20 protein-coding genes are annotated in these 24534 nt (G+C 68.1%); 8 read left to right on the top strand and 12 right to left on the bottom strand.

Features of this window, described 5'->3' with window-relative positions:
- Positions 1–3: 3 nt before the first annotated feature.
- Complete coding sequence (locus AC07RV_RS01615) at positions 4–627, bottom strand: FMN-binding negative transcriptional regulator (protein WP_296779650.1); 624 nt, start codon at positions 625–627, stop codon at positions 4–6.
- Between the two features lie 83 nt (positions 628–710).
- Between AC07RV_RS01615 and pdxR the strand changes: the two genes are divergently transcribed.
- On the top strand, positions 711–2165 hold the full coding sequence (pdxR, locus tag AC07RV_RS01610) for a MocR-like pyridoxine biosynthesis transcription factor PdxR (RefSeq protein WP_296779649.1): 1455 nt from the start codon (positions 711–713) through the stop codon (positions 2163–2165).
- Here pdxR and AC07RV_RS01605 read toward each other — a convergent pair.
- From AC07RV_RS01605 to AC07RV_RS01580, 6 genes are all read right to left on the bottom strand, one after another.
- On the bottom strand, positions 2156–3016 hold the full coding sequence (locus tag AC07RV_RS01605) for an isocitrate lyase/PEP mutase family protein (RefSeq protein WP_296779647.1): 861 nt from the start codon (positions 3014–3016) through the stop codon (positions 2156–2158). The two genes, pdxR and AC07RV_RS01605, sit on opposite strands and share 10 nt — an antisense overlap.
- Before the next feature lie 16 nt (positions 3017–3032).
- Complete coding sequence (gene prpF, locus AC07RV_RS01600; protein ID WP_296779645.1) at positions 3033–4226, bottom strand: 2-methylaconitate cis-trans isomerase PrpF; 1194 nt, start codon at positions 4224–4226, stop codon at positions 3033–3035.
- 12 nt (positions 4227–4238) lie between these two features.
- Positions 4239–6863, bottom strand: a complete 2625-nt coding sequence (acnD, locus tag AC07RV_RS01595) for a Fe/S-dependent 2-methylisocitrate dehydratase AcnD (RefSeq protein ID WP_296779644.1) — start codon at positions 6861–6863, stop codon at positions 4239–4241.
- Between the two features lie 55 nt (positions 6864–6918).
- Positions 6919–7902, bottom strand: coding sequence for a tripartite tricarboxylate transporter substrate binding protein (locus AC07RV_RS01590; RefSeq protein WP_093345741.1), 984 nt, complete (start codon positions 7900–7902; stop codon positions 6919–6921).
- Between the two features lie 118 nt (positions 7903–8020).
- On the bottom strand, positions 8021–9178 hold the full coding sequence (gene prpC / locus AC07RV_RS01585) for a bifunctional 2-methylcitrate synthase/citrate synthase (protein ID WP_296779641.1): 1158 nt from the start codon (positions 9176–9178) through the stop codon (positions 8021–8023).
- Between the two features lie 5 nt (positions 9179–9183).
- On the bottom strand, positions 9184–9579 hold the full coding sequence (locus tag AC07RV_RS01580; RefSeq protein WP_208513781.1) for an acyl-CoA thioesterase: 396 nt from the start codon (positions 9577–9579) through the stop codon (positions 9184–9186).
- A 123-nt stretch (positions 9580–9702) separates the two neighbouring features.
- Between AC07RV_RS01580 and AC07RV_RS01575 the strand changes: the two genes are divergently transcribed.
- The gene (locus AC07RV_RS01575) at positions 9703–11142 is read left to right on the top strand and encodes a short-chain fatty acyl-CoA regulator family protein (protein WP_296779639.1); all 1440 of its coding nucleotides are present in this window, start codon (positions 9703–9705) and stop codon (positions 11140–11142) included.
- A 36-nt stretch (positions 11143–11178) separates the two neighbouring features.
- Here AC07RV_RS01575 and AC07RV_RS01570 read toward each other — a convergent pair whose 3' ends face one another.
- The 5 genes from AC07RV_RS01570 to AC07RV_RS01550 form a co-directional block, all read right to left on the bottom strand.
- The gene (locus AC07RV_RS01570) at positions 11179–12138 is read right to left on the bottom strand and encodes an agmatinase (protein WP_296779637.1); all 960 of its coding nucleotides are present in this window, start codon (positions 12136–12138) and stop codon (positions 11179–11181) included.
- A 49-nt stretch (positions 12139–12187) separates the two neighbouring features.
- Positions 12188–12850: an amino acid ABC transporter permease gene (locus tag AC07RV_RS01565; RefSeq protein WP_296779634.1), complete on the bottom strand. Its 663-nt coding sequence runs from the start codon at positions 12848–12850 to the stop codon at positions 12188–12190.
- A complete protein-coding gene (locus AC07RV_RS01560; RefSeq protein ID WP_296779632.1) occupies positions 12840–13520 on the bottom strand; it encodes an amino acid ABC transporter permease in 681 nt (226 codons plus the stop codon). Before AC07RV_RS01560 ends, AC07RV_RS01565 begins: the two co-directional genes overlap by 11 nt.
- A 12-nt stretch (positions 13521–13532) precedes the next feature.
- Positions 13533–14384, bottom strand: a complete 852-nt coding sequence (locus AC07RV_RS01555) for a transporter substrate-binding domain-containing protein (protein ID WP_444814160.1) — start codon at positions 14382–14384, stop codon at positions 13533–13535.
- 161 nt (positions 14385–14545) lie between these two features.
- Positions 14546–15430, bottom strand: coding sequence for a LysR family transcriptional regulator (locus AC07RV_RS01550; RefSeq protein ID WP_296779630.1), 885 nt, complete (start codon positions 15428–15430; stop codon positions 14546–14548).
- A 157-nt stretch (positions 15431–15587) separates the two neighbouring features.
- Between AC07RV_RS01550 and ehuA the strand changes: the two genes are divergently transcribed.
- The 6 genes from ehuA to AC07RV_RS01520 all read left to right on the top strand — a co-directional run bounded on the left by ehuA (position 15588) and on the right by AC07RV_RS01520 (position 24436).
- Complete coding sequence (gene ehuA, locus AC07RV_RS01545; protein WP_296779628.1) at positions 15588–16409, top strand: ectoine/hydroxyectoine ABC transporter ATP-binding protein EhuA; 822 nt, start codon at positions 15588–15590, stop codon at positions 16407–16409.
- A 19-nt stretch (positions 16410–16428) separates the two neighbouring features.
- Entirely contained in the window at positions 16429–17256 is an 828-nt protein-coding gene (gene ehuB / locus AC07RV_RS01540) for an ectoine/hydroxyectoine ABC transporter substrate-binding protein EhuB (RefSeq protein ID WP_296779626.1), read from the top strand.
- An 11-nt stretch (positions 17257–17267) separates the two neighbouring features.
- The gene (gene ehuC, locus AC07RV_RS01535; RefSeq protein ID WP_296779624.1) at positions 17268–17933 is read left to right on the top strand and encodes an ectoine/hydroxyectoine ABC transporter permease subunit EhuC; all 666 of its coding nucleotides are present in this window, start codon (positions 17268–17270) and stop codon (positions 17931–17933) included.
- A complete protein-coding gene (gene ehuD / locus AC07RV_RS01530; RefSeq protein WP_296779622.1) occupies positions 17930–18598 on the top strand; it encodes an ectoine/hydroxyectoine ABC transporter permease subunit EhuD in 669 nt (222 codons plus the stop codon). Before ehuC ends, ehuD begins: the two co-directional genes overlap by 4 nt.
- A gap of 13 nt (positions 18599–18611) precedes the next feature.
- A complete protein-coding gene (locus AC07RV_RS01525; protein WP_296779620.1) occupies positions 18612–19586 on the top strand; it encodes a DUF6282 family protein in 975 nt (324 codons plus the stop codon).
- Between the two features lie 413 nt (positions 19587–19999).
- Positions 20000–24436: a hypothetical protein gene (locus tag AC07RV_RS01520; RefSeq protein WP_495338092.1), complete on the top strand. Its 4437-nt coding sequence runs from the start codon at positions 20000–20002 to the stop codon at positions 24434–24436.
- Positions 24437–24534: the final 98 nt, after the last annotated feature.

Raw genomic sequence — 24534 nt, 5'->3', positions numbered from 1 at the left:
CGATCAGTCGATCGGACGCATGCGCTCGGCGATCTCGGCATGGCCGCGCGCGGCCAGCGCCTCGGACGCACCCGCGCGGTCGCGCGTTTCCTTGTTCTGGCTCAGCTTCGACTTGCCGACCAGCGAGGTGAGCGCGATCTCGATGCCGACGATGTGGCCCAGCAGCCCGTCGATGAATTCGGGCGCCGAGTCGCCCATCTTCCAGGGCCTGGGCTCGGCCGCCTCGTGGCGGCGCGTGAGGCGCGCGACGATGCCGCGCACGAAGCGCTCGTCGTCGCGCACGGTGATCGTGCCGTGCGCATGCACCACCTCGTAGTTCCAGGTCGGCACCTGCCGGTGCAGCTCGTGCTTGCTCGGATACCAGCTCGGCGAGATGTAGGCCTGCGCGGCGCGGAAGACCACCATGACCTCGGTGCCGGTCGGGCAGCGCTGCCAGACGTCGTTGGCGCGCGCGACGTGGGCCGAGAGCAGGCCGTGGGTCCCGACCTCGGGATCGAACTCGAAGGGCAGGTGATCGGCATCCAGCCCCGCGGGGCCGTGCGTGACCAGCATGCCGAGCGGATGCTCGCGGATGACGCGCTGGAGCGCGGCGGGATCGGTGACGGCGAAATGCGCGGGGATGTACATCGGGCGTGGGGTGAGAAGCGTGGGGGTGCTTGAATGTCGCCTCGAACCGGCACAATGCGAAGAACCAGTTCGAGCCTTTTTACATGGACCAGTTGTCGCTTCCTTCGGGCCAGGGCGCGGGCCGCCGCATCTACGCGCTGCTGCGCGACCAGATCGCCGACGGCACCCTGCCCGCGGGCGCGCCCGCCCCGTCGACCCGGGCCCTGGCGGCCGAGCTCGGCGTCTCGCGCACCACGGTGACCGCGGTCTACGAGCAGCTCGCTGCCGAGGGCTACCTGCTCACGTCCGCAGGCCGTGCCGCGCGCATCGCGAGCCCGCCGGCGGCGACGGTGGCGCGCCCCGCGTCGCCCCGTGGCCGCGCCCGGCCCGCGCCCACGCTGTCGGCCTACGGCCGCCGCATCGCCGCGATGGCGCCACCGCCCGCCCTGCCGACCGAGCCGGCGCGCATCGACTTCCTCTATGGCGCGGTCGCCTCGCGCGACTTCCCCGCGCTGGTCTGGCGGCGCGCCTACCAGGCCGAGCTGCTGCGCCAGCAGCGCAGCCTGAGCTACGCGCCGCCCGAAGGCGACGAAGGCTTGAGGCGCGCGCTGCAGGGCTATCTGCGGCGCGCGCGCGGACTGGTCTGCGACGCGGAACAGATCGTCGTGGTGCAGGGCTCGCAGCAGGGCATCGACCTGTGCGCGCGGCTGCTGCTCGATCCGGCCGATGCCTTCGTGTTCGAGAACCCCGGCTACCTGATGGCGCGGCGCTGCTTCGAGGCCACGGGGGCCGCGCTGCTGCCGGTGCCCGTCGATGCGCAGGGCCTGGACACGGCCGCGCTGCCGCGCGACGGCCGCGCGCGCCTGGCCTATGTCACGCCCTCGCACCAGTTCCCGCTCGGCGGCGTGCTCGCCATCGGCCGGCGCCTCGAACTGCTGCAATGGGCGCGGCAGCAGCGCGCCTGGATCGTGGAAGACGACTACGACGGCGAGTTCCGCTACGGCCAGCGCCCGATCGATGCGCTGCGCGCGGTCGATGCCGACGGACGCGTGCTCTATGTGGGCACCTTCTCGAAGGCGCTGTCGCCGCAGATGCGGCTCGGCTACCTGGTGCTGCCGCCCGAGCTGGTGCCGGTGTTCCGCCAGGCCAAGCGCATGGCCGACCGGCATGCGCCGCTGCTCGAGCAGCGGGTGCTGGCGGCTCTGATCGACAGCGGCGCCTACGAGCGCCACGTGCGGCGCGCGCGGCGCGAGAACGAGCGCCGCCGCACGGCGCTGCTCGAGGCGATCGCGCGCCATCTGCCGGCCGAGGCGCAGGTCGCGGGCACGGCGGCCGGGCTGCACGTGGTGCTGTGGTTGCCGTGGCTGCGGCCGCGCGACGAAGCCGCGCTGGTCGCCGCGGCGCGGCTGCGTGGCGTGGGTGTCTATCCGCTGTCGCCGCTCTACGCGGGCAAGGCCACCGGCAGTCGTTGTGGCGGCCTGATCCTCGGCTATGCGAGCCTCACGGTCGAGCAGATCGCGCAGGGCGTGCGGCTGCTGGCCGCGGTGCTTCAGGTGTAGCGCTGTTCCAGCGCGTCCCACTCGGGCTTGCCCACGAGCCGCTGGCGCTCGGCGAAGGGCGTGACCAGGCCGCTGGACTCGCGCACTTCCTTCTCGTCGCGCAGCACCGTCAGCGCCTTCTGCATGCCGGCCACCGCGCCCTGCAGCGCGGCATTGGCATAGAGCACGATGCCGTAGCCGAGCTCGCCGAGCTCGGTCGCGTTGAAGATCGGCGTCTTGCCGCCGATCACCATGTTCATGAGCTGTGGCCGGTCCAACCGCCGCGGCAGCGCGCGGACTTCCTCGGCGCTGGTCACGGCCTCGACGAACAGGATGTCGGCGCCGGCCTCGGCGAAGCGCTGCGCGCGCTCGACCGCGGCCTCGAAGCCATGGACCGCGGCCGCGTCGGTGCGCGCCATGATCAGCAGGTCGGGATCGCGGCGCGCATCGACGGCCGCCTTGATCTTGCTCACGGCCTCCTCGGTCGAGATCACCTCCTTGCCCGAGAAATGACCGCAGCGCTTGGGCGCGACCTGGTCCTCGAACTGGATGCAGTCGGCGCCCGCGCGCTCGAGCGTGCGCACGGTGTGGCGCACGTTGAGCGCGTTGCCGAAGCCGGTGTCGGCATCGACGATCAGCGGCACCGACACGGCATCGCGGATGCGCGCCGTGTGGTCGGCGATCTCCGACAGGCCCATGAAGCCCTGGTCGGGCATGCCGAACCACATGTTGGTGACGCCGGCGCCGGTGACGTAGATGGCCTGGAAGCCGAGGTCCTCGACGACGCGGGCGGAGAGCGCGTTGAAAGCGCCCGGAACGATCAGGCCGCGGCGGGCCTCGGCGAGGGACTTGAGTTGCTTGCGGGTGGACATGGGGAGGATCCGTCTTTCAGAAACTGTCGCCGGGCACGCGCACCCAGCCTTCCATCAATACGCGCGCGCTGCGGCTCATCAGGGCCTTGGTCACGACCCATTGGCCATCGACCGCACGCGCCTCGGCGCCGACGCGCAGCGTGCCCGATGGATGGCCGAAGCGCACTGCCTGGCGCTCGCCGCCGCCGGCCGCGAGGTTCACCAGCGTGCCGGGGATCGCGGCCGCGGTGCCGATCGCGACCGCGGCCGTGCCCATCATGGCGTGGTGCAGCTTGCCCATCGACAGGGCGCGCACCAGCAGGTCGACATCGGCGGCGCGCACCGGCTTGCCGCTGGACGCGACGTAATCCTTCGGCGGCGCGACGAACGCGACCTTGGGCGTGTGCTGGCGCTTCGCCGCCTCGGCGATGTCCTGGATCAGGCCCATCTTCACGGCGCCGTGCGCGCGGATGGTCTCGAACATCGCGAGCGCCTGGGGATCGCCGTTGATCGCGTCCTGCAGCTCGGTGCCGCTGTAGCCGATGTCGGCGGCGTTGACGAAGATGGTGGGGATGCCGGCGTTGATCAGCGTGGCCTTGAAGGTGCCGACACCGGGCACCTCGAGGTCGTCGACGAGCTTGCCCGTGGGGAACATCGCGCCGCCGCCATCGCCCTCCCCTTCGTCGGCCGGATCGATGAACTCCAGCGGCACCTCGGCCGCCGCGAAGGTCACGCCGTCGAGCTCGAAGTCGCCGGTCTCCTGCACCTGGCCGCTAGAGATCGGCACATGGGCCACGATGGTCTTGCCGATGTTGGCCTGCCAGATGCGCACGGTGCACACGCCATCGGGCGGCACGCGGGCCGGATCGATCAGGCCCTGCGCGATCGCGAACGGACCCACGGCGGCCGACAGGTTGCCGCAGTTGCCCGACCAGTCGACGAAAGCGCTGTCGATGGAGACCTGGCCGAACAGGTAGTCGACGTCGTGGCCGGGCCGCGTCGAGCGCGAGAGGATCACGGTCTTCGAGGTCGACGAGGTCGCGCCGCCCATGCCATCGATCTGCTTGGCATAGGGGTCGGGGCTGCCGATCACGCGCAGCAGCAGCGCGTCGCGCGCCGGGCCCGGCTGTTGCGCGGCCTGCGGCAGGTCCTGCAGGCGGAAGAACACGCCCTTGCTGGTGCCGCCGCGCATGTAGACGGCGGGAATCTTGATCTGGGGAATGGATGCCATGGTGATGGGTTCTCAAGCGGCCGCGGTGTTCGCGGCCAGGAAGTCTTGCGCAAAACGCTGCAGCACGCCGCCGGCCTCGTAGATGGACACTTCCTCGGCAGTGTCGAGGCGGCAGGTGACCGGCACGCGAAGCACTTCGCCATCGCGCCGATGCACGATCAGCGCGAGGTCGGCGCGCGGGGCCGGCTCGCCGGCCACGTCGTAGGTCTCGGTGCCGTCCAGCCCCAGCGTGAGCCGCGTGGTGCCGGGCTTGAACTCGAGCGGCAGCACGCCCATGCCGAGCAGGTTGGTGCGGTGGATGTGCTCGAAGCCCTCGGCCACCACGGTCTCGACGCCGGCCAGGCGCACGCCCTTGGCGGCCCAGTCGCGCGAAGAGCCCTGGCCGTAGTCGGCACCGGCCACGATGATCAGCGGCTGGCGGCGGTTCAGGTAGGTCTCGATCGCCTCCCACATGCGCACCACGCGGCCCTCGGGTTCGATGCGCGCGAGCGAGCCCTTCTTCTGCACGCCGTCGACCACCGCCATCTCGTTCACGAGCTGCGGATTGGCGAAGGTGGCGCGCATCGCCGTCAGGTGGTCGCCGCGGTGCGTGGCGTAGGAATTGAAGTCCTCTTCCGGCAGGCCCATCTTCGCGAGGTACTCGCCGGCGGCGCTGTCGCGCAGGATCGCGTTCGACGGCGAGAGGTGGTCGGTCGTGATGTTGTCGGGCAGCAGTGCCAGCGGCCGCATGCCGCGCAGGGTGCGCGGATTGGCCGCGAGCGCGCCGACGCCCTCGCTGTCCCAGTAGGGCGGGCGGCGGATGTAGGTGGACTGCGGGCGCCAGTCGTACTGCGGGCTGGCCCTCTCACCGTGGTCGGCATGGATCGCGAACATCGGCTCGTAGACCTGGCGGAACATCTCGGGCCGCACCGAGGCGGCGACGATCGCGTCGATCTCCTCGTCGGCGGGCCAGAGGTCGGCCAGGCGGATCTCCTTGCCGTCGACCACGTCGAGGATGTCGCGCTCGATGTCGAAGCGCATGGTGCCCGCGATCGCATAGGCCACGACCAGCGGCGGCGAAGCCAGGAAGGCCTGCTTGGCATAGGGATGGATGCGGCCGTCGAAGTTGCGGTTGCCCGAGAGCACGGCGGTGGCGTAGAGGTCGCGCTCGACGATCTCCTGCTGGATCTTCGGATCGAGCGCGCCCGACATGCCGTTGCAGGTGGTGCAGGCGAAGGCGACGATGCCGAAGCCCAGTTGCTCGAGCTCGGCGAGCAGGCCGGCATCGCGCAGGTAGAGCTCGACGGCCTTCGAGCCCGGCGCCAGCGAGGACTTGACCCAGGGCTTGCGCACCAGGCCCAGCCGGTTGGCGTTGCGCGCGAGCAGCCCGGCCGCGATCACGTTGCGCGGGTTCGAGGTGTTGGTGCACGAGGTGATGGCCGCGATGATCACGGCGCCGTCGGGCATCAGGCCCGCGGCCTCCTGCTGGCGCGCCTCGTGCAGGCCGATGGCGATCTCGCGCTCGGCCAGCTGCGAGGTCGGCAGGCGGCGGTGCGGGTTCGACGGGCCCGCCATGTTGCGCACCACGCTGGAGAGGTCGAACTTCAGCACGCGCTCGTAGGTGGCGGATGCCAGCGCGTCGGCCCAGAAGCCCGCGGTCTTCGCATAGGTCTCGACCAGCGCGACCTGCGCGTCCTCGCGGCCGGTGAGCCGCAGGTAGGCCAGCGTCTGTTCGTCGATGTGGAACAGCGCGGCGGTGGCGCCGTACTCGGGGCACATGTTGGAGATGGTCGCGCGGTCGCCGATGGTGAGGCTGCGCGCGCCCTCGCCGTAGAACTCGAGGTAGGCGCCGACCACCTTTTCCTTGCGCAGGAACTCGGTCAGCGCCAGCACGATGTCGGTGGCGGTGATGCCCGGCTGGCGGCGGCCCGTGAGCTCCACGCCGACGATCTCGGGCAGCCGCATCCACGAGGCGCGGCCGAGCATCACGTTCTCGGCCTCGAGCCCGCCCACGCCGACCGCGATCACGCCCAGCGCGTCGACGTGCGGCGTGTGGCTGTCGGTGCCCACGCAGGTGTCGGGAAAGGCCAGGCCGTCCTGCACGTAGACCACGGGCGACATCTTCTCGAGGTTGATCTGATGCATGATCCCGTTCCCCGCGGGGATCACCTCCATGTTGGCGAAGGCGCGCTTGGTCCACTCGATGAAATGGAAGCGGTCCTCGTTGCGCCGGTCCTCGATCTCGCGGTTCTTCTCGAAGGCCCGCGGGTCGAAGCCGCCGCACTCCACGGCCAGCGAGTGATCGACGATCAACTGCACCGGCACCACCGGATTCACCTGCGCCGGATCGCCGCCCTCGGCCGCGATCGCATCGCGCAGGCCCGCGAGGTCGACCAGCGCGGTCTGGCCCAGGATGTCGTGGCAGACCACGCGCACCGGGAACCACGGAAAGTCGCGATCGCGCCGGCGCTCGGCGATCTGCAGCAGGCATTCGTCGAGGATCGCGGGATCGCAGCGGCGCACGAGGTTCTCGGCATGCACGCGCGCGGTGTAGGACAGCGTGTCCCAGGCACCGGGGCGCAGCGCTTCGATGGCGGCGCGCGCGTCGATGTAGTCGAGCGCGGTGCCGGGGAGTTTTTTTCTGTGGCTTGAAGTCATCGTGGGAAGCGGGCAGGAAAGCGATGCGGCCCCGCTGCGAGGGGCCGCGCGGGGTTCATTCGGAGCGGATGTCGTTGTCCTTCACGACCTTGGCATAGCGCGGGATCTCGGTGCCGATCAGCGCGCCGAACTGCTCGGCGCTGCCGCCGGCCGGCGACACGCCGGTGGGATCGAGCTTCGCGACCAGTTCGGGCGCCTTGAGGCCGGTGTCGAGCGCGCCGTTGAGCTTGGCGAGCACGGACGGCGGCACGCCCCGGGGCGCGATCAGGCCGTGCCAGGCCACCACGTCGTACGCGGGCAGGCCGCCGCTCTCGGCGATCGAGGGGATGTCGGGATAGGCCTGCAGCCGCTTCGCCGTGGTGACGGCGAAGGCGCGCAGCCGGCCCGACTGCACGTGCGGCATCAGCGCCTCGGTGCCCGCGATCAGCATGTCGACGTTGCCCGCCACCAGGTCGGTGACGGCCGGCCCGGTGCCGCGGTACGGCACGTGCGTGGCCTTGACCTTCGCCATGCCGAACAGGTACTCGCTCACGATGTGCAGGTGGCTGCCGTTGCCGGCCGAGGCGAAGGTGAGCTTGCCGGGGTTCTGGCGCGCGAAGGCCAGCAGTTCCTGCAGGTTCTTCGCGGGCACCTTCGACGGGTTGACGCACAGCACGTAGGCGCCCTTGGAGAGCTGGATCACCGGCGTCATCTCGGCCACCGGATCGAAGCGCAGCTTGTAGAGCGAGGGATTGACCGTGTAGCTGCCCGCGATCAGCAGCAGCGTGTAGCCGTCGGGCGGCGTGTGCAGCGCGTACTCGGTGCCGATGGTGCCGCCGGCGCCGGGCCGGTTGTCCACCACCACCGACTGGCCCAGCTGCTGGGTCAGCACGTTGGCCGCCACGCGGGCGATGAAGTCGGAGCCGCCGCCCGGTGCGAAGGGGCAGACGATGCGCAGCGGCTTGTTCGGGAAGGCCTCCTGGGCGCGGCTCAGGGTGGCGGCGGGCAGCGTCAGTCCCGCCAGGGCGGCGGCCGAGAAGGCGCGGCGATTCAGCGTCATGGTCTTGTCTCCAGTGTTGTGCTTCGATGTGGGAGCGCCGCCCCGCGGGGCGGCACCGCAGAGTGTGCTCCGAGCGACATCAGCCTGGAAGGACTTCACCGCGCCTCAGCCTCTCGCCTCAGGCGCGCGCCTCGATCGGCACGAACGCCAGGTCCTCGGGACCGGTGTAGTTCGCGCTCGGGCGGATGATCTTGTTGTCCACGCGCTGCTCGATGACGTGCGCGGCCCAGCCGCTGGTGCGCGCGATCACGAACAACGGCGTGAACATGGCGGTGGGCACGCCCATCATGTGGTAGCTCACGGCGCTGAACCAGTCGAGGTTGGGGAACATCTTCTTGACCTCCCACATCACCGACTCGAGCCGCTCGGCGATGTCGTACATCTTGGTCGAGCCGGCCTCCTGCGACAGGCGCCGGGCCACGCCCTTGATCACCACGTTGCGCGGATCGCTCACGGTGTAGACCGGGTGGCCGAAGCCGATCACCACTTCCTTGGCCTCCACGCGGCGACGGATGTCGGCCTCGGCCTCGGCCGGGCTGTCGTAGCGCTTCTGGATCTCGAAGGCGACCTCGTTGGCGCCGCCGTGCTTGGGGCCGCGCAGCGCGCCGATCGCGCCGGCGATGGCCGAGTGCATGTCGCTGCCGGTGCCGGCGATCACGCGCGCGGTGAAGGTGCTGGCGTTGAACTCGTGCTCGGCGTAGAGGTTGAGCGAGGTGTGCATCGCGCGCACCCAGGCCTCGGAGGGCTTCTGGCCATGCAGCAGGTGCAGGAAGTGGCCGCCGATCGAGTCGTCGTCGGTCTCCACGTCGATGCGCTTGCCCTGGCTGCTCCAGTGGTACCAGTACAGCAGCATCGAGCCGAGCGAGGCCATCAGGCGGTCGGCGATGTCGCGCGCGCCCGGCAGGTTGTGGTCGTCCTTCTCGGGCAGCACGCAGCCCAGCGCCGAGACGCCGGTGCGCATCACGTCCATCGGGTGAGCGCCGGCCGGCAGGCTCTCGAGCGCTTCCTTCACGCTCGCGGGCAGGCCGCGCAGCGCCTTGAGCCGCGCCTTGTAGGCCTTGAGCTCGGCGCGCGTGGGCAGCTTGCCGTGCACCAGCAGGTGCGCGATCTCCTCGAACTCGCAGACCTCGGCGATGTCGAGGATGTCGTAGCCGCGGTAGTGCAGGTCGTTGCCGGTGCGGCCCACGGTGCACAGCGCGGTGTTGCCCGCGGTCACGCCCGAGAGGGCAACGGATTTCTTGGGGCGGAAGCCCGCGGGGGCGGTGGTTTCGGTCATGGGGTTCATGCGGTTTCTTCGTTGAGGTAGGCGCGATCGATGGCGGCGGGACGACCGGCGGCGTCGACCGCCACCATCTCGAACACGCCCTTGAGGACTTCTTCGGCCGGCGCGCCTGGCACGTCGGCCAGGCCGGTCACGCACACGGTCATCGAACTGCGGCCGATGCGGCTGACCCAGCCGCGCAGCAGCAGCTGGTGGCCCACCGGCACCGGCGCGAGGAAGTCGACGCCGGTCACGCCGGCCATCACCACCTCGCGCTGCGCCAGGCCGCGCGCGGCCAGGAAGGCGGCCTTGGTCATCAGTTGCAGGCCCTGCCCGGCGAACAGCGTGCCGCGGTGGTTGGCATGCACCGGCAGCACCAGTTCGCGCAGTTCGGTCGTTCCAGCGGGAGTTGTCATGCTTCGCAATCTACGCAGAGAATGCGGTTTGCAGAAGGACTGAAAAGGCAAATTCTTGCGAACCCCAATCCTCCAATTTGCAAATTTTGCGAATTTCCCCGCATTCGCGGCGAAGGCGAAACGATGAAGAAGACATTCATGGGCGTGCGCCTGCGCAGCCTGCGCGCGGAGCGCGGCCTGTCGCAGGTGGCGCTGGCCAATGCGCTGGAGCTGTCGCCCAGCTACCTCAACCAGCTCGAGCAGAACCAGCGGCCGCTGACGGTGGCGGTGCTGCTCAAGATCAGCCGCGCGCTCGGGGTCGACATCCAGCAGTTCTCGGAGGACGAGGAGGCGCGGCTGGTCGCCGGCATGCGCGAGGCGCTGGCCGACGCCGCCGAGCCGGTGGCGCTGCCCGAGCTGCAGGAGGTGGCGGCGCAGATGCCCGCGCTGGGCCGCGCGCTGCTGGCGCTGCACCGGCGCAACATCGAGGCGATGGAGCAGCTCGAGACCATGGCGCTGCGCCTGGGCGACGAGCGCTCGGGCCTGGCCGCGCCGCGCGCCATGCCCTTCGAGGTGGTGCGCGACTTCTTCTTCGCGCACCAGAACCACTTCGACACGCTCGACCGCGCGGCCGAGGCGCTGGCGCAGGAAGCGCAGCAGGCGCAGGCCGCACCGGGCGCGCGCGAGCACGGCGGCCATCTCGCCGAATGGCTGATCGAGCGGCTGCGCCAGCGCCATGGCGTGCGCGTGCTGCTGACCGACGACACCGAGGTCAGCAAGCGCCGCTACGACGCCGCGCAGCGCAGCCTGCGGCTGTCGCCCGCGCTCGAGCCGGGCCAGCAGGCGTTCCAGCTCGGCACCCAGCTCGCGCTGCTCGAGCTCGGCGCGGCGATCGACGCGCTGGTCGACGCGCCCCCCTTCACCGAGGACCCGGCCTCGCGCAAGCTCGCGCGCATCGGCCTGGCCAACTACTTTGCGGGCGCCCTGCTGTTGCCCTACGGCGCCTTCCTCGAGGCCGCGGAATCGCTGCGCTACGACATCGACCTGCTCGGCCAGCGCTTCGGCGTCGGCTTCGAGACCGTGTGCCACCGGCTCAGCACGTTGCAACGGGTGGGCGCGCCCGGCGTGCCCTTCTTCTTCGTGCGCGTGGACAAGGCCGGCAACATCTCCAAGCGCCAGTCGGCCACGCACTTCCACTTCAGCCGCACCGGCGGCACCTGCCCACTGTGGAACGTGTACGAGGCCTTCGCGCAGCCCGAGCGCATCCTGCCGCAGCTCGCGCGCATGCCCGACGGGCGGCGCTACCTGTGGATCGCGCGCTCGGTCTCGCGCGGGCAGCGCGGCTGGGGCTCGCCGCGCAAGACCTTCTCGATCGGACTGGGCTGCGACATCCGCCATGCGCCGCGGCTGGTGTATGCCAAGGGGCTCGACCTGCAGGACCCCGAGGCCGCGACGCCGATCGGCATGGGCTGCAAGGTCTGCGAGCGCGAGCGCTGCCCGCAGCGCGCCTTTCCGTTCATCGGCGAGGCGCTGGACGTGGACGAGAACCAGAGCCGGTTCGCGCCCTATGGGTTCGAGCGCTAGCGACGATCGCGAGCGCCGCGATCGTCGTGACCCGGGTCACTTGTCGAAATAGCCGGCCTTGATGGTCGAGCCGATGAGATTCACGATGAGACGACCGGCCGTGACCAGCGTCAGCTTGCTTGCGTTGTCCTTCGAGGGCTGGATCTCCACGATGTCCATGCCCACGACACGACCCTTCCTGACCAGGCCATGTATCAACTTTCGCGCCTGCAGGAAGTCCATGCCCCCAGGGGCCGGTCCGTCGACGGCGGGCATGATCGTCGGGTCCATGCCATCGGCGTCGATCGACAGGTAGTAGTTGCCGCCGTCGGGAATCCGCGCCAGCACGGCGTCGATGCCGATGTCGTGCAATTCGTAGGCGCTGATGAGCTCGGCCCCGTAGCGGCGCGCGGTCTCGTAGTCCTCGGGGCGACCGCTGCCTTGCGCGCGCAATCCGATCTGCACGATGCGCACCACGTGCTTCATTTCCGATGCCCGGCGGATGGGGCTGGACAACCCGTCCTTGACGCCGTTGACGTCGTCGCGCCAGTCCAGGTGCGCATCCACGTGCACCAGCGTGATCGGCCCGCTCTCGCTGTAGGCGCGAAGCACCGGCGTGGTGATGCCGTGGTCGCCGCCGAGCACGATCGGAAGGCCTCCGCCCTTGAGGATCTGGCGCACCGCCAGTTCCACGCGCCGATAGTGGTCACCGGGCTTGCCAAGGTCGGGGATCACGTCGCCGCAGTCCACGAAGCGGATGTCGGAGCGTCCTTGCAGCAGGGGCCCGTCGATGTCGAAGTCGAAGTGGCCAGGCGCGCGAACGATGCGGTCGGTGACGTCGCGAATGGCCTGAGGTGCATTCGTCTGGTCGTTGGTGAAGGACCGCGCGCCATAGGCCGAGCCGAAGGGCATGCCGATCACGGCGATGTCGGCCTTCAGGTTGTCCAGGTCCGTCACCAGCTCGGAATAGAGCAGGGTCGCATGTCCGGTGCGCGGGGGAACGGTCAGTTTTTCCATCAGTATCTCCAGGGTGAGTCGGTGTGTTGTTGCAGTTCGGGACTGCGTGTCAGCGATGGCTCCAGCGGCGCACTCGCGTTTCCATCGCATGGCCGAGCGTCTCCATGAGGACGCTGCAACCCCAATAGATCAGCGCCGTGGTACCGAGCACTTCCAGGTACGCGAAAGTGTCGGCGGTCTTCAGGTTGCTTTGGTAGGTCAGCTCCGGAAGACTCATCACCGAGAAGACGGCGGAGTCCTTGAACATCATGATCGTGAGGCTCACCGTCGGCGGAAGCAGGAAGCCGAAGATCTGCGGCACCACGATGAGCCGCTGTACATGCCAGGTGCTCATGCCCAGCGCTTTCGCCGCTCGAAGCTGCCCTGCTGGAACACTGCGCAAAGCGGCCCGAAGGATTTCGCAGAAATAGCCGCCGGTGTAGAAGGCCGTCGTTCCGATCGCGATGTAGAAGGCGGAGGCCAGCAAGCCGAGCTTCGGAAGTCCGAAGAACGACAGGTACACCAGGATCAGAAACGGGATATTGCGCACCAGCTCGACGTAGCCGAGTGCCACGGCGCGCAGGGCTCGGTGGCCCGAATCCGCCATGTAGGCGGCAACGACACCCAGTGCGATGCCCAGCGGGATGCCGGCGCCGCTGACCTGGGCCGTCACCTTCAACCCCTGCCAGAGGGCGGGAGCCGATTCTCGAACGATGCCGAAGTCAATGGACATTGGGAAGCATCCTGGCGAAGCGCCGCTCGATGCCGCGAGACAACGATGAGGCACACAGCAGCATGAGGAAATAGACCACCGCGGTCGCGGCGAACACCTGCAGCGGCAGGTCGCTCTGCAAGGTGGCGTTGCGCGCGACGGTCGCCAGGTCGTTGACCGCGATGATCGAGAGCAGCGAGGACGCCTTGAGCAGCACCGTGAACTCGTTCGTCAGTGGCGGGATCGAGCGATGCAGCATCTGCGGCAGCAAGACCTGCATCCAGACATGCCAGGGCTGCATGCCCAGGGCCTTGGCCGCGGCGGTCTGGCCGCGCGGAATGGTCGACAGCGCGGCCCGCATGATCTCGCTGCCATACGCGGCCGTGTTCAACGCCAAGGCCAGGATGCCGGCCGCGATCGGCGAGATGGTCACGTCGAGCACGCCCGGAATGACGTAGTAGGCGATGAGCAGCTGAATCAGCAGAGGCGTGCCGCGTATGGCGCTCACGTAGGTTGCCACCGCCCATCGGGCGACGGCGCCTCCCCCGACACGGAGCACGAGCAGCGCAAGGCCGATGGCGACGCCTGCCGCAAAAGCGAGGGTGCTGCAGAAAAGCGTGACGCCCGCACCCTGAAGCACACCGTCATAGAGCGGGCGCAGCGCGCCGCCCGCAGTCAGCCAGTCGATCATCGGGCGGCTCGCTTACAGCGCGCCCTTGGGCAGGTAGTCGGACGTCGGCAGCGTCAAGGTTTCTCCGAACCACTTCTTCTGCAGTTCGCCGAGCTTTCCGTTCGCGCGCATCTCTTCCAGCGTGGTGTTGATGAAGCTGCGGATCTCTTCGTCCTTGGGGTTGGCGACCCAGGCCAGCAACCGGGGCGAGCCGATTTCACCGACCGACCTGAAGGCGTTCGGCTGGCGGCGCATCTGCACGCCGAGGACGTTCGAGGGCAAAACGCCTACGTCGAGCGTGCCGTTGCTGAGCGCGACGCTGACGTCGGGATACGCCTGGAGCAGCTTCAGCTCGGCATAGCCCTTGCCATGCTTCTCCTTGAGCTGTCGATCGAATTCCTGGGCCACCGGTTGTGCCTGCGATCCCATCTGCGTGCCGACGATCTTTCCTGCCAGGTCTTCCGGGCGATTCACGCCCTTGCTGGTGTTGCTCACCACAAGCATCGAACGGACGATGCCGATCGGACGGCTGAAGGCGAAGCGCTTCGCACGCTCTTCCGTGATGCCTACGCTCGTCGCCACGAAGTCGAAGCGGCGCGACATCAAGCCCGGCAGCAGTCCCTGAAACGGCAGATTGAGCTGAACCAGCTTGACGCCCAACTTGGCCGCCATGTAGTCCAGCACATCGCGGCCATAGCCCACCACGACGCCGTTCTCGACGAATTCATACGGTTCGTACGCCGCTTCCGTTCCGACCGTCAGTTGGCCGCGTGCCTTGATTTCGGCGAGGCTTCCGCCCTCGGCCAGCGCGGCTGTGTACATGCAGGCCAGCACCGTGGCCACGGCCAGGGTCTTCAAAGAATTTCTTCGAATCGAATCGATCATGGTGCCAGCTCCAGGTGGGGTGATTTGGTCTGGAGCGGAATCTATCGATCGTTCAGTGCGATGAAAAATGATTCTTTTGATGCCAAGGTTTCGAGAATCGATACCTTCAGCTGGTGAACGGGCTCGATCCGCTGGATCGAATCGGACCTTCGATGGCCGGTTCAGGCGTCCATGGCTCCGGTATGGAGTCCCCTCAACACCTCGAGAAACAGCTTCGCGCGTTGCGTGAGTGGACGAGAGGCTTCGGTGATCGCGCAGATCGTGTTCTCGAATACGGGCCCCGACGTCAATGCGACGAGCGAATGTCGCTTCGCCACCAGCTTCGCGTAGTGTTCGGGAAGCAACCCGGCATAGTTGCCCGTCGCCACCAACACGCCGATAGCCTCCAGTCCACCGACGTCGGGCCCGCGCTCGAAGCCATGCTCCGCGATGGCCTGCTCCACGAAGGGATGAGGGCGGTACACGAGCGGGAGCAGGCGCCTGCGTCCCCGCGCGCCTTCCTTGCTGACATAGACGCGGTGCACTTCGACAAAAAGCTTCTGGTAGTCGAACACCCGGTCCTTCTTGTACATGCCCCGGATCGCCACTTCGACCCGCCGCTCTCGCAAGGCATCGTTCAACTGGGCGAAGTTCATTACCGTCAGCTCCGGCTGGACGCCCGACGCGCGTCGTCGCAGCGTGGCCAGTGCTTCGGGGATGCGGCAGTGATCGTGAGTGATGACGTGCTCGGTCATGCCGATCGACAAGGTACCTGACAGCACGCCCCTCACCGCGTCGATCTCGGGGCGGATGCGCTCCAGCGACTTGAGCGCATTGGAGGCGAGATCCACCGCCACGATCCCGGCTGCGCTGAGTTTGAAGCCGCCTGGTCCGCGCTCGCAAAGCCGCACGCCCAATCGCTCCTCGACCTCGCGAACGTGGCGACTGATCGAGGCCTTCGACAGATTCAGCCGGTGTTCAGCGGCAGCAAAGCCGCCTGCCTCCGCCACGGCGCAAAAGATGCGCAGCGAGCGCAGATCTCGTTCATTGAAGTCAAGGTAGGGCATTCAGCAAGTATCACTTTCTGGAACCATCACGTCAAAAGAATCGTTTTTCTAACGACAGGCCGATGACTAGAGTCCCGCCCATTCCCACCTCGCCCGAGGCAAAACCATGATGAACCCCTGTAGACGCACCGAGAGGGAAACCTCGTTCGCGGCATCCATGGCCGCTGATTCCTCGTCGCGGATCGACTCGACCGCCAAGCCGCTCATTCGCTTCGAAGGCGTGGAGAAGCGATACGGGACGTCGGTGGTACTGGACGACCTGAATCTGGACGTTCACGAGGGCGAGAAGCTGTCGCTGATCGGCCCCAGCGGTTCGGGCAAGACCACGATCCTGCGCATCTTGATGACGCTCGAGAAGATCGAAGGCGGCCATGTCTGGATCTACGGCGCGCCGCTGTGGCACATGCCGAGGAACGGCCAGCTCGTCCCTGCCGATGAGCGGCACCTCGGGCGCATGCGCGCGTCGATCGGGATGGTCTTTCAGCACTTCAACCTGTTCCCGCACATGACCGCGGGACAGAACGTCTCCCGGCCTCAACAGATTGTGAAAGGCCTGGACAAGACGACCGCGGATCGAGTGGCTCGGGAGCTTCTCGATCGGGTGGGCCTCGCAGCCAAGGCCGACAGCTATCCGTCCATGCTCTCGGGCGGTCAAAAGCAGCGGGTCGCGATCGCGCGCGCACTCGCCATGGAGCCGCGAATCATGCTGTTCGACGAGGTGACGTCGGCACTCGACCCGGAGGTGGTGGACGAAGTCCTGCAGGTGCTCCGGAACATTTCATTGGAAAGCCGCATGACGATGCTCATGGTGACCCATGAAATGAACTTCGCGCGGGAGTTCTCGGACCGCGTCCTCTTTCTCGATGGCGGAAGGATCGTCGAGCAGGGTCCTCCGGACCAACTTTTCCACGCGCCTCGCGAACCCCGTACCAAGTCCTTTCTCAAGAAGATCGCAGCCGCCGGACAGCGTGTCGACTAATTTTCATGGAGTTGCTCAAATGCTGAAGTTCATTGCTCTTGCGCTCACGGCGCTCGTCTCTTTCTCGCCGTCGTGGGTGACGGCACAGGCACAGCCCAAGGTGAAGGAAAAGATCGTCGTGGGCCTTGCCCACGAGCCGCCATACACCAACTTTCAAGCCGGCGGAGCACTCAGTGGCGCAGCACCTGATCTCCTCTTTCGAATCATGAAAGATTTCGGCGTGAAGGAGCTCGACCCGAAGGTCCTGGAATTCGGCGCGATGATTCCGAGTCTGCAGGCCGGCCGCGTGGACGTCATCTCCACTGGCTTGTACATCAATCCAATGCGATGCAAGGCGGTGTTGTTCTCCGAGCCTGATCTTTGCACGGCCGAGGGATTCATCGTGCCGAAGGGAAATCCGAAGTCTCTCAACTCGTTTTCGGATGTGGCGGTCAACGACAACATTCGCTATGGAGTCTGCGGAGGCTGCTCCGCCGAGAAGCGCGCCACCGAACTTGGCGTTACTAGAAGCCGGATCACGATCGCGCCCGATCATCAAAGCGGAATCAAGATGCTCCTGGACGGTCGGATCGATGTCTACGCTGCGCCTGACCTGGCACTGCGTTCCGCTGCCGAGGCCATGGGCGTGACAGACCGATTCGAGGTCCGCCCGGTTGCAGGCGAACCGGCCAAGTGCTCGGGCATCGCGTTCAGAAATGATCAGCGGGAACTGCGTGATCTGGTGGATAGGAAGCTGGAGGCGCTCAAGCAGTCTGGCGAGTACGACAAGATCGTTTCGAAGTACGGGTTCGATCCGAAGCTGGCCAGGACGGCCAAGCGCGCGGACCTGTGTGGCGGGGCCAACTAGGGTTTAGCGGCATGGAGCCACAAAGCGCTATCGATATCGTTGGGAAGTTCGCGCAAGCGACCTTCGTGACTGTGCAGATCACCTTGGGCGCCGGCCTTGTTGCATGGCTGGCAGCGTTCGCCGCAGGGTTGTGCAAGCTCTCGGAATTTCGCCTCGTCAATTGGCCGGTCACGGCTATCGTGGAGGCGGTTCGTGGCACCTCGTGCTACGTACAACTGTTCTGGCTGTATTTCGTCTTGCCCTTTATCGGAGTCGAGATCAGCGCGATGACCGTCGCCATACTGGCCATCGGCTTGAACGTTGGCTGCTACGGTTCCGAGGTGGTGAGGAGTTCCATCCTGGCCGTGCCCCGCGGGCTGCGGGAGGCGGCGCGGGCGCTGAACATGAGCCACACGCAGACGATGGTGAACGTCGTTCTGCCCGATGCGTTTCCGCGAATGCTTCCTCCCATGTGCAACCTCATGGTCGATCTCTTGAAGATCACGCCGCTGGTTTCGCTCGTGACCATCGCCGACCTCACCTTCCTGGGACAGATCTACCGGCAGGAAGCCGGAAGCCCGCTCCAGGCCTTCGGCATTCTCCTGGTCATCTACTTCTTGCTGTCGTCCTTGATCATCCACGGCTTCAGGCGCGCCGAGATCTGGGCCAGCAAGGGCTTCGAAGGGACGCGCGGATGATGCTCTGGGATCCACAAACCGCCGCCGAGGTGGTGCCGAGGCTTCTGCGGGGTCTTGCCGTGACGGGACAGGTGACCTTGCTGGCCACGATCCTGGCGCTGTGCGTAGGCCTTGCCTTGGCGGTTGCCTCGCGCATGCCTTCTTTTCTCGTGCGCAAACTCGCTCATGGGTTCATGGAAGCCACGCGACGTACGCCCCTGTTGATCCAACTCTTCTTTGCGTTCTATGTACTGCCTGAAGTCGGACTCCGCCTCGATGCGGTCGTTTGCGGCGTGCTCGTTCTCGGCCTGCACGTCGGCTGCTACATGGCAGAGGTCTACCGGGCTGGAATCGACGGGGTGAGCCGTGGGCAATGGGAGGCGGCCAGGGCTCTCAACTACTCGATGTACCGGCAGTGGACGGAAGTGGTCTTGCCGCAGGCCATACCGCCGATGATTCCCGCCTTGGGAAATTATCTGATCCTGATGTTCAAGGAAAGCGCCTTGCTCTCGGCAATCGCCGTGCTCGATCTGATGGGGGAGGCACGCGTCTTCTCGAACGAGAGTTATCGCTACGTCGAACCGATGACATTGGTCGGCGTCTTCTATCTCGCGATCAGCAGCTCGAGCGCGATTGCGATTCGGTACCTCGAGTACAGGATATCCGGGTCAAGAAAACTCTCCTGACAAGGAGCGACTCATGTTTGATTCCTACAGCCACGCCCATGAACTCCTGGCGCACGCGGGCGTCATCGAGACCCACTACCATGTCGGCCCCGAGCTTGTTGCTCGTCGTTACGACGTCCAATCGCTTGCGGAGGCTGCTCGTCCGTTCGGCGCCGTACTGGTACTGAAGAACCACACCTTCTCCACCACGCCACTGGCGTCACTCGCACGCGCTCGCCATGGAGTGAGGTTCTACGGTGGCGTTGTTCTCAACAGCTACGTTGGAGGGCTCAACCCGGCAGCCATATCAGGGGCGGTTTCAGGCAACAAGGCGGAGGTCCGGAACGCGCAGCCGGACAACGCACCGATCGTCGTGTGGATGCCGACCGTGGACTCCGTCTCCCACGTCAAGACCCATGGTTTCGGATTCGATCCGAATTGGTCGGGCTGCTGCGGGTCACAGCCCTCCGCGCTCTCGGCGGATGATCTTGGCGGGCGTGAACTCGTCGTTGCGTTCACCGAAGACCTGCGTCCCACACCCGGGCTCCTGGAGGTGCTGGGCACCATTGCCCGGCACGGCTGCGTGCTGGCGACGGGTCATCTTTGCGCGGCGGAGATCATGGAGCTGGTGCCGCTGGCAATTTCATTGGGTGTCGGAAAGATCATCGTCACGCACCCGCACTATCCGGCCGTCGGTCTGACAGACGAGCAACTTTGCTCGCTCGTTCAGTACGACGGGGTCTACGTGGAGCATTGTTTTGCCATCCACACACAGGACGGGGTGGACCTGAACAGGTTTGCCGATTCAATCCGGGCCACCGGTCCAGGCAGGGTGCTGCTTTCCACGGATTTCGGGCAGGTCAACAGCGACGCATTTCCGGCCGGAACCGTGATCTACGCCTTGGAGCTTGGAAAGCTCTTGCGCGATTTCATGAGCCTTTCGGATTTCATGTCGATGTTCTCCTCGAACGGTCACGCTGCATTGGGCATTTCCCCTTTCGCCCGTTGACGATCGAAGAGCCCCGGACCGAGCTTTCCGGCCGTCATCAGGTGGATGCCAGATGTCCAGACGTTCACGCGCGGACGCCGTCCGACGGCTTTTCGGGGCGTGCGCCTGCGCCGTTGCATGTCCCCGGAACCCGCTTGGCGTTCCGGAAAAAAAGCGCCCCGCGTTACGTAACGCGCGACGAAAAGCGGTGTTACGCATGTTCCCGCCGCGTGTTACCCCAATTGCGAAAAGCCTTTTGAATCAACGAGATAAGTCGATCACGGTGCCGTAACAAAGGCCTGCCATGGCGGCAGCGCGAAGGCGGCACGCATGTTGCCCCTGTAGGCCATATCTTTGTCACAGAGGCCGCCATGACTACAACAGAATCATCGACTCCGACGACCCCTGGCACCACCGTAAACGGTGGGGCGCCCGTGGTCCTCGCTCAAGCCACCGCCTCGCCGATCGCCCCGATGGGCGCGACCGCGGCAGTGCCCTCCTCGGCACCCGCGGCCGCCGCACCCGCCAGCATCGGATCGCTATCGAATGCGACGCCCGGCACGACCATCGTGCGCGACGGCGTGAGCATCCCGGTGGACGGCAACCAGTCGCTGATCGCCGGCGACCGCGTGATCGTTCCCGATGGCGGCCAGGCCAACGTGCTGTTCCCCGGCTCGGCCACCAACAAGGCGCCGCTGGCCGGCGTCTTCGCGGGCGGCACCGATGCCACCGTCACGTCGACCAAGCTGCCGGGCGGCCTCGAGCAGGTGAACGTCGACGTGGCCTCGGGCGACCTCGCGGTCACCCCGCCCGATGCCGACGCCGATGCGGCGGCGCTGGCGGTCACCAAGAAGCTCGCCACCGGCGGCGGCCTCGGTGTCGGCGAGTTCGCGCTCGGCGCGCTGGGCGGCATCGCGCTGGCCGCGGCCCTGGGCGGCGGCGGCAGCGATTCGAGCGTTCCCTTCTTCATTCCCGGCGTCGGCGATTCCGATGCGGATGCCGATGCGGACGCGGATGCCGACGCCGATGCGGACGGTGATGCCGACGCGGATGCGGATGCCGATGCGGACGCCGATGCCGACGCTGACGCGGATGCAGACGCCGATGCGGATGCCGACGCAGATGCGGATGCCGACGCTGACGCCGATGCGGACGCGGACGCCGACGCGGATGCCGACCACCTGCTGGATCCGGGCGACGGCACCGTCGGCCACGTGATCGATGCGGTGGACAACACCCTCGGCCTGGGCGGCGCGCTCCAGACCGTGAAGCCCATTGTCGACAGCGTCACCGACGTGATCGACGACGTGCTCGCGCCGATCGCCGGCAGCGACTTCACGCCCAACGATCCCAACGAGTTCGATCCCGTGGACAACGTGGTCGACCATGTCACCACCAACCTCGGCGGCGTGCTGTCCCCCGTGGTCGACGGCCTGCTGGGCGGCGGCACCACCGGCGCGATCATCGACACGCTCAATGGCCAGGTCGACTACCTGACCGATGCGCTGAACAACATCCTCGAGAACGTGCTGGGCAGCGATGGCCTGCTGGGCGGCGTGACCACCGGCCTGGGCATCGACGGCCTCGTCGATGGCCTGCTGGGCGACGACGGCGTGGTCGGCCAGGTGCTCGACGGCCTGCTCGGCGAGCACAGCCTGCTCGGTGGCCTGCTGGGCGAAGACGGCCTCGTGGGCGGCCTGCTCGGCGACGACGGCCTGCTCGGTGGCCTGATCGGCGAAGGCACGGCGGTCGGCAGCCTGCTCGACACCCTGCTGGGTGACGGTGGCCTGCTCGGCGGCCTGGGTGGCGAAGACGGATTGCTCGGCGGCCTGCTGGGCCCGGCACTCGGCGAAGGCGGCCTGCTCGGTGGCCTGCTGGGCGACGACGGTGCCCTCGGCGGCCTGCTCGGCGAAGACGGCATCGTGGGCAGCCTGCTCGGCGACGACGGCCTGCTGGGCAACCTGCTCGGCAGCGAAGGCCTGAGCGGCGGCCTGCTCGGACCGGACGGTCTGGTCGGCAGCCTGCTGGGACCGGATGGCGTGGTCGGCAGCCTGCTGGCCGACGGCCCGCTCGGTGGCCTGCTCGGCGGTGAAGACGGATTGCTCGGCGGCCTGCTGGGTGACGACGGCCTGCTGGGCGGTCTGCTCGGCGACGACGGCCTGCTCGGTGGCGTGCTCGGCGAAGACGGCATCCTCGGCGCCGGTGGCCCGCTCGGCGGCCTGCTGGGCGACGACGGCCTGCTCGGCGGTCTGCTCGCCGATGACGGTTTGCTCGGTGGCCTGCTCGGTGACGACGGCCTGCTCGGCGGCGTGCTGGCCGACGACGGTCTGCTCGGTGGCCTGATCGGCGGCGATGGCCTGCTGGGCGGCCTGCTCGGCGACGACGGCCTGGTCGGTGGCCTGCTGGGCGACGACGGCCTGCTGGGTGGCCTGCTCGGCGAAGGCGGCATCCTCGGCGGCGTGCTGGGTGAAGACGGCCTGGTGCCGAGCCTGCTCGGCGACGACGGCCTGGTCGGCGGCCTGCTGGGCAGCGACGGCCTCGTGGGCGGCCTGCTCGGTGAAGACGGTCTGCTCGGTGGCTTGCTGGGCGGCGTGCTCGGCGGCATCGGCGGTGGCGGCGGCGGCACCGGTGCCCAACTGCTCGACCCGACCGACAGCATCGTCGGCGGCCTGGTCGACGGCCTCAACGACGGCCTGCTCGGCGAGCTCGGCCTGGGCGACGTGCTCGCCCCGGTGGTCGGCCTGACCGACAGCCTGACCGATACGGTGAGCGGCCTGCTGGGCCCGGTGCTCGGCGACACCTTCACGCCGAACGACCCGAACGTGCTGGATCCGGTGGACGACCTCGTGGGTCAAGTCACCGACGGTGTCGGCGGCCTGCTGAGCCCGCTGACCGACCAGCTGCTGGGCGCCGGCACCACCGATGCACTGCTGGGCGCGGTGGGCACGCAGGTCGACTTCCTGACCGATGGCGTGGCGAATCTGATCGGCGGCGATGGGCTGCTGGGTGGCGTGCTGGGTGACGACGGTCTGCTGGGCGGCCTGCTCGGTGGCGACGGTGGCCTGCTGGGTGGCGTGCTGGGTGACGACGGTCTGCTGGGCGGCCTGCTCGGTGGCGACGGTGGCCTGCTGGGTGGTGTCCTGGGTGACGACGGTCTGCTGGGCGGTCTGCTCGGTGGCGACGGTGGTCTCCTGGGTGGCGTGCTGGGTGACGACGGTCTGCTGGGCGGTCTGCTCGGCGGCGACGGCGGCCTCCTGGGTGGTGTGCTGGGCGACGATGGTCTGCTGGGCGGCCTGCTCGGCGGCGACGGTGGCCTCCTGGGTGGTGTCCTGGGTGACGACGGCTTGCTGGGCGGTTTGCTCGGCGGCGACGGTGGCCTGCTCGGCGGCATCCTGGGTGACGACGGTCTGCTGGGCGGTCTGCTTGGTGGCGACGGCGGCCTGCTCGGTGGTGTCCTGGGCGACGACGGTCTGCTGGGCGGCCTGCTCGGTGGCGACGGTGGCCTGCTCGGTGGCATCCTGGGTGACGACGGCTTGCTGGGTGGTCTGCTCGGCGGCGACGGTGGCCTGCTTGGCGGCATCCTGGGTGACGACGGCCTTCTGGGCGGCGTGCTTGGTGGTGACGGCGGCCTGCTCGGCGGCATCCTGGGTGACGACGGTCTGCTGGGCGGCTTGCTCGGCGGCGACGGTGGTCTCCTGGGTGGCGTCCTCGGTGACGATGGCCTGCTCGGTGGCCTCCTGGGCGACGATGGTCTGCTCGGCGGCGTGCTGGGTGGTGACGGCGGCCTGCTTGGCGGCATCCTCGGCGATGACGGCCTTCTCGGCGGTCTGCTGGGTGGTCTGCTCGGCGGTGGTGCCGATGCCAGCGCCTCGGCCAGCCTGTTGGTCGCGGCCGATGCGCCTGCCGACGGTGGCCTGCTCGGCGGTCTGCTGGGTGGCGAAGGCGGCCTGCTCGGCGGCATCCTCGGTGACGACGGCCTGCTGGGCGGTCTGCTCGGCGGTGACGGTGGCCTGCTCGGCAGCATCCTGGGTGATGACGGCCTGCTGGGCGGCGTGCTCGGTGGCGACGGCGGCCTGCTCGGTGGCGTCCTGGGCGACGGTGGCCTTCTGGGCGGCGTGCTCGGTGGCGACGGCGGCCTGCTCGGTGGCGTCCTGGGCGACGACGGCCTGCTGGGCGGCGTGCTCGGTGGCGACGGCGGTCTGCTCGGCGGCATCCTGGGTGACGACGGCCTGCTGGGCGGCGTGCTCGGTGGTGAAGGTGGTCTGCTCGGCGGCATCCTGGGTGACGACGGCCTGCTGGGCGGCGTGCTCGGCGGTGACGGCGGCCTGCTCGGCGGCGTGCTGGGCGACGGCGGCCTGCTGGGTGGCGTGCTCGGCGGTGGCGAAGGCGGTCTGCTCGGCGGCGTCCTCGGCGACGACGGCCTGGTCGGCGGTCTGCTCGGCAACGACGGCCTGGTGGGCAACCTGCTGGGCAGCGACGGTCTGGTCGGTGGCCTGGTGGGCGGCCTGCTCGGCAACGACGGCCTCGTCGGCAGCCTGCTCGGCGCACTGGGCGGCGACGGCCCGGTGGCCAACATCCTGCAGCCGGTGACCGAGATCGCCAGCGGCCTGAGCGACACCCTCGCTCCGGTGGTCGATACGCTGACCAGCGCCGGCTCCGGTGCCCTGGCCCCGGTGACCGACATCCTGGCCGGCGCGACCGCGGCGGCGGCGCCGGTGGTCGCGACCGTGTCCAACGTGGTCGAGAACGTCGATCACGCGGTGGGCTCGGTGGTCAGCGACGTGGTGACCCCGATCACCAGCCAGGTCGAGCACACGGTGGGCAACGTGGTGACCCCGGTCGCCAACATCCTGCACGGCCTGCTGGGCTGATCGCGCACCGCGGCTCGCGCCGCGGCGCACGACGAGAAGGGGCGGACCGGCGACGGTCGGCCCCTTTTCTCATGGCGCCCCGCGGGGCACGGTCCCGT

It is taken from the genome of Variovorax sp. GW821-FHT09B01, from assembly GCF_059418345.1.
The sequence above is the reverse complement of the archived record's forward strand: the minus strand, read 5'-3'. Positions and strand labels throughout refer to the sequence as shown.

Excerpts from the sequence above, each read along its gene's own strand:
- AC07RV_RS01565 (WP_296779634.1), bottom strand. The coding sequence starts at position 12,850 with ATGTCCATTGACTTCGGCATCGTTCGAGAATCGGCTCCCGCCCTCTGG.
- ehuB (WP_296779626.1), top strand. The coding sequence starts at position 16,429 with ATGCTGAAGTTCATTGCTCTTGCGCTCACGGCGCTCGTCTCTTTCTCG.
- prpC (WP_296779641.1), bottom strand. The coding sequence starts at position 9,178 with ATGACCGAAACCACCGCCCCCGCGGGCTTCCGCCCCAAGAAATCCGTT.
- AC07RV_RS01615 (WP_296779650.1), bottom strand. The coding sequence starts at position 627 with ATGTACATCCCCGCGCATTTCGCCGTCACCGATCCCGCCGCGCTCCAG.
- AC07RV_RS01525 (WP_296779620.1), top strand. The coding sequence starts at position 18,612 with ATGTTTGATTCCTACAGCCACGCCCATGAACTCCTGGCGCACGCGGGC.
- ehuC (WP_296779624.1), top strand. The coding sequence starts at position 17,268 with ATGGAGCCACAAAGCGCTATCGATATCGTTGGGAAGTTCGCGCAAGCG.
- AC07RV_RS01605 (WP_296779647.1), bottom strand. The coding sequence starts at position 3,016 with ATGTCCACCCGCAAGCAACTCAAGTCCCTCGCCGAGGCCCGCCGCGGC.
- AC07RV_RS01580 (WP_208513781.1), bottom strand. The coding sequence starts at position 9,579 with ATGACAACTCCCGCTGGAACGACCGAACTGCGCGAACTGGTGCTGCCG.
- AC07RV_RS01575 (WP_296779639.1), top strand. The coding sequence starts at position 9,703 with ATGAAGAAGACATTCATGGGCGTGCGCCTGCGCAGCCTGCGCGCGGAG.
- AC07RV_RS01560 (WP_296779632.1), bottom strand. The coding sequence starts at position 13,520 with ATGATCGACTGGCTGACTGCGGGCGGCGCGCTGCGCCCGCTCTATGAC.
- AC07RV_RS01550 (WP_296779630.1), bottom strand. The coding sequence starts at position 15,430 with ATGCCCTACCTTGACTTCAATGAACGAGATCTGCGCTCGCTGCGCATC.
- AC07RV_RS01570 (WP_296779637.1), bottom strand. The coding sequence starts at position 12,138 with ATGGAAAAACTGACCGTTCCCCCGCGCACCGGACATGCGACCCTGCTC.
- AC07RV_RS01590 (WP_093345741.1), bottom strand. The coding sequence starts at position 7,902 with ATGACGCTGAATCGCCGCGCCTTCTCGGCCGCCGCCCTGGCGGGACTG.
- AC07RV_RS01555 (WP_444814160.1), bottom strand. The coding sequence starts at position 14,384 with ATGATCGATTCGATTCGAAGAAATTCTTTGAAGACCCTGGCCGTGGCC.
- ehuA (WP_296779628.1), top strand. The coding sequence starts at position 15,588 with ATGGCCGCTGATTCCTCGTCGCGGATCGACTCGACCGCCAAGCCGCTC.
- ehuD (WP_296779622.1), top strand. The coding sequence starts at position 17,930 with ATGATGCTCTGGGATCCACAAACCGCCGCCGAGGTGGTGCCGAGGCTT.
- prpF (WP_296779645.1), bottom strand. The coding sequence starts at position 4,226 with ATGGCATCCATTCCCCAGATCAAGATTCCCGCCGTCTACATGCGCGGC.
- acnD (WP_296779644.1), bottom strand. The coding sequence starts at position 6,863 with ATGACTTCAAGCCACAGAAAAAAACTCCCCGGCACCGCGCTCGACTAC.
- pdxR (WP_296779649.1), top strand. The coding sequence starts at position 711 with ATGGACCAGTTGTCGCTTCCTTCGGGCCAGGGCGCGGGCCGCCGCATC.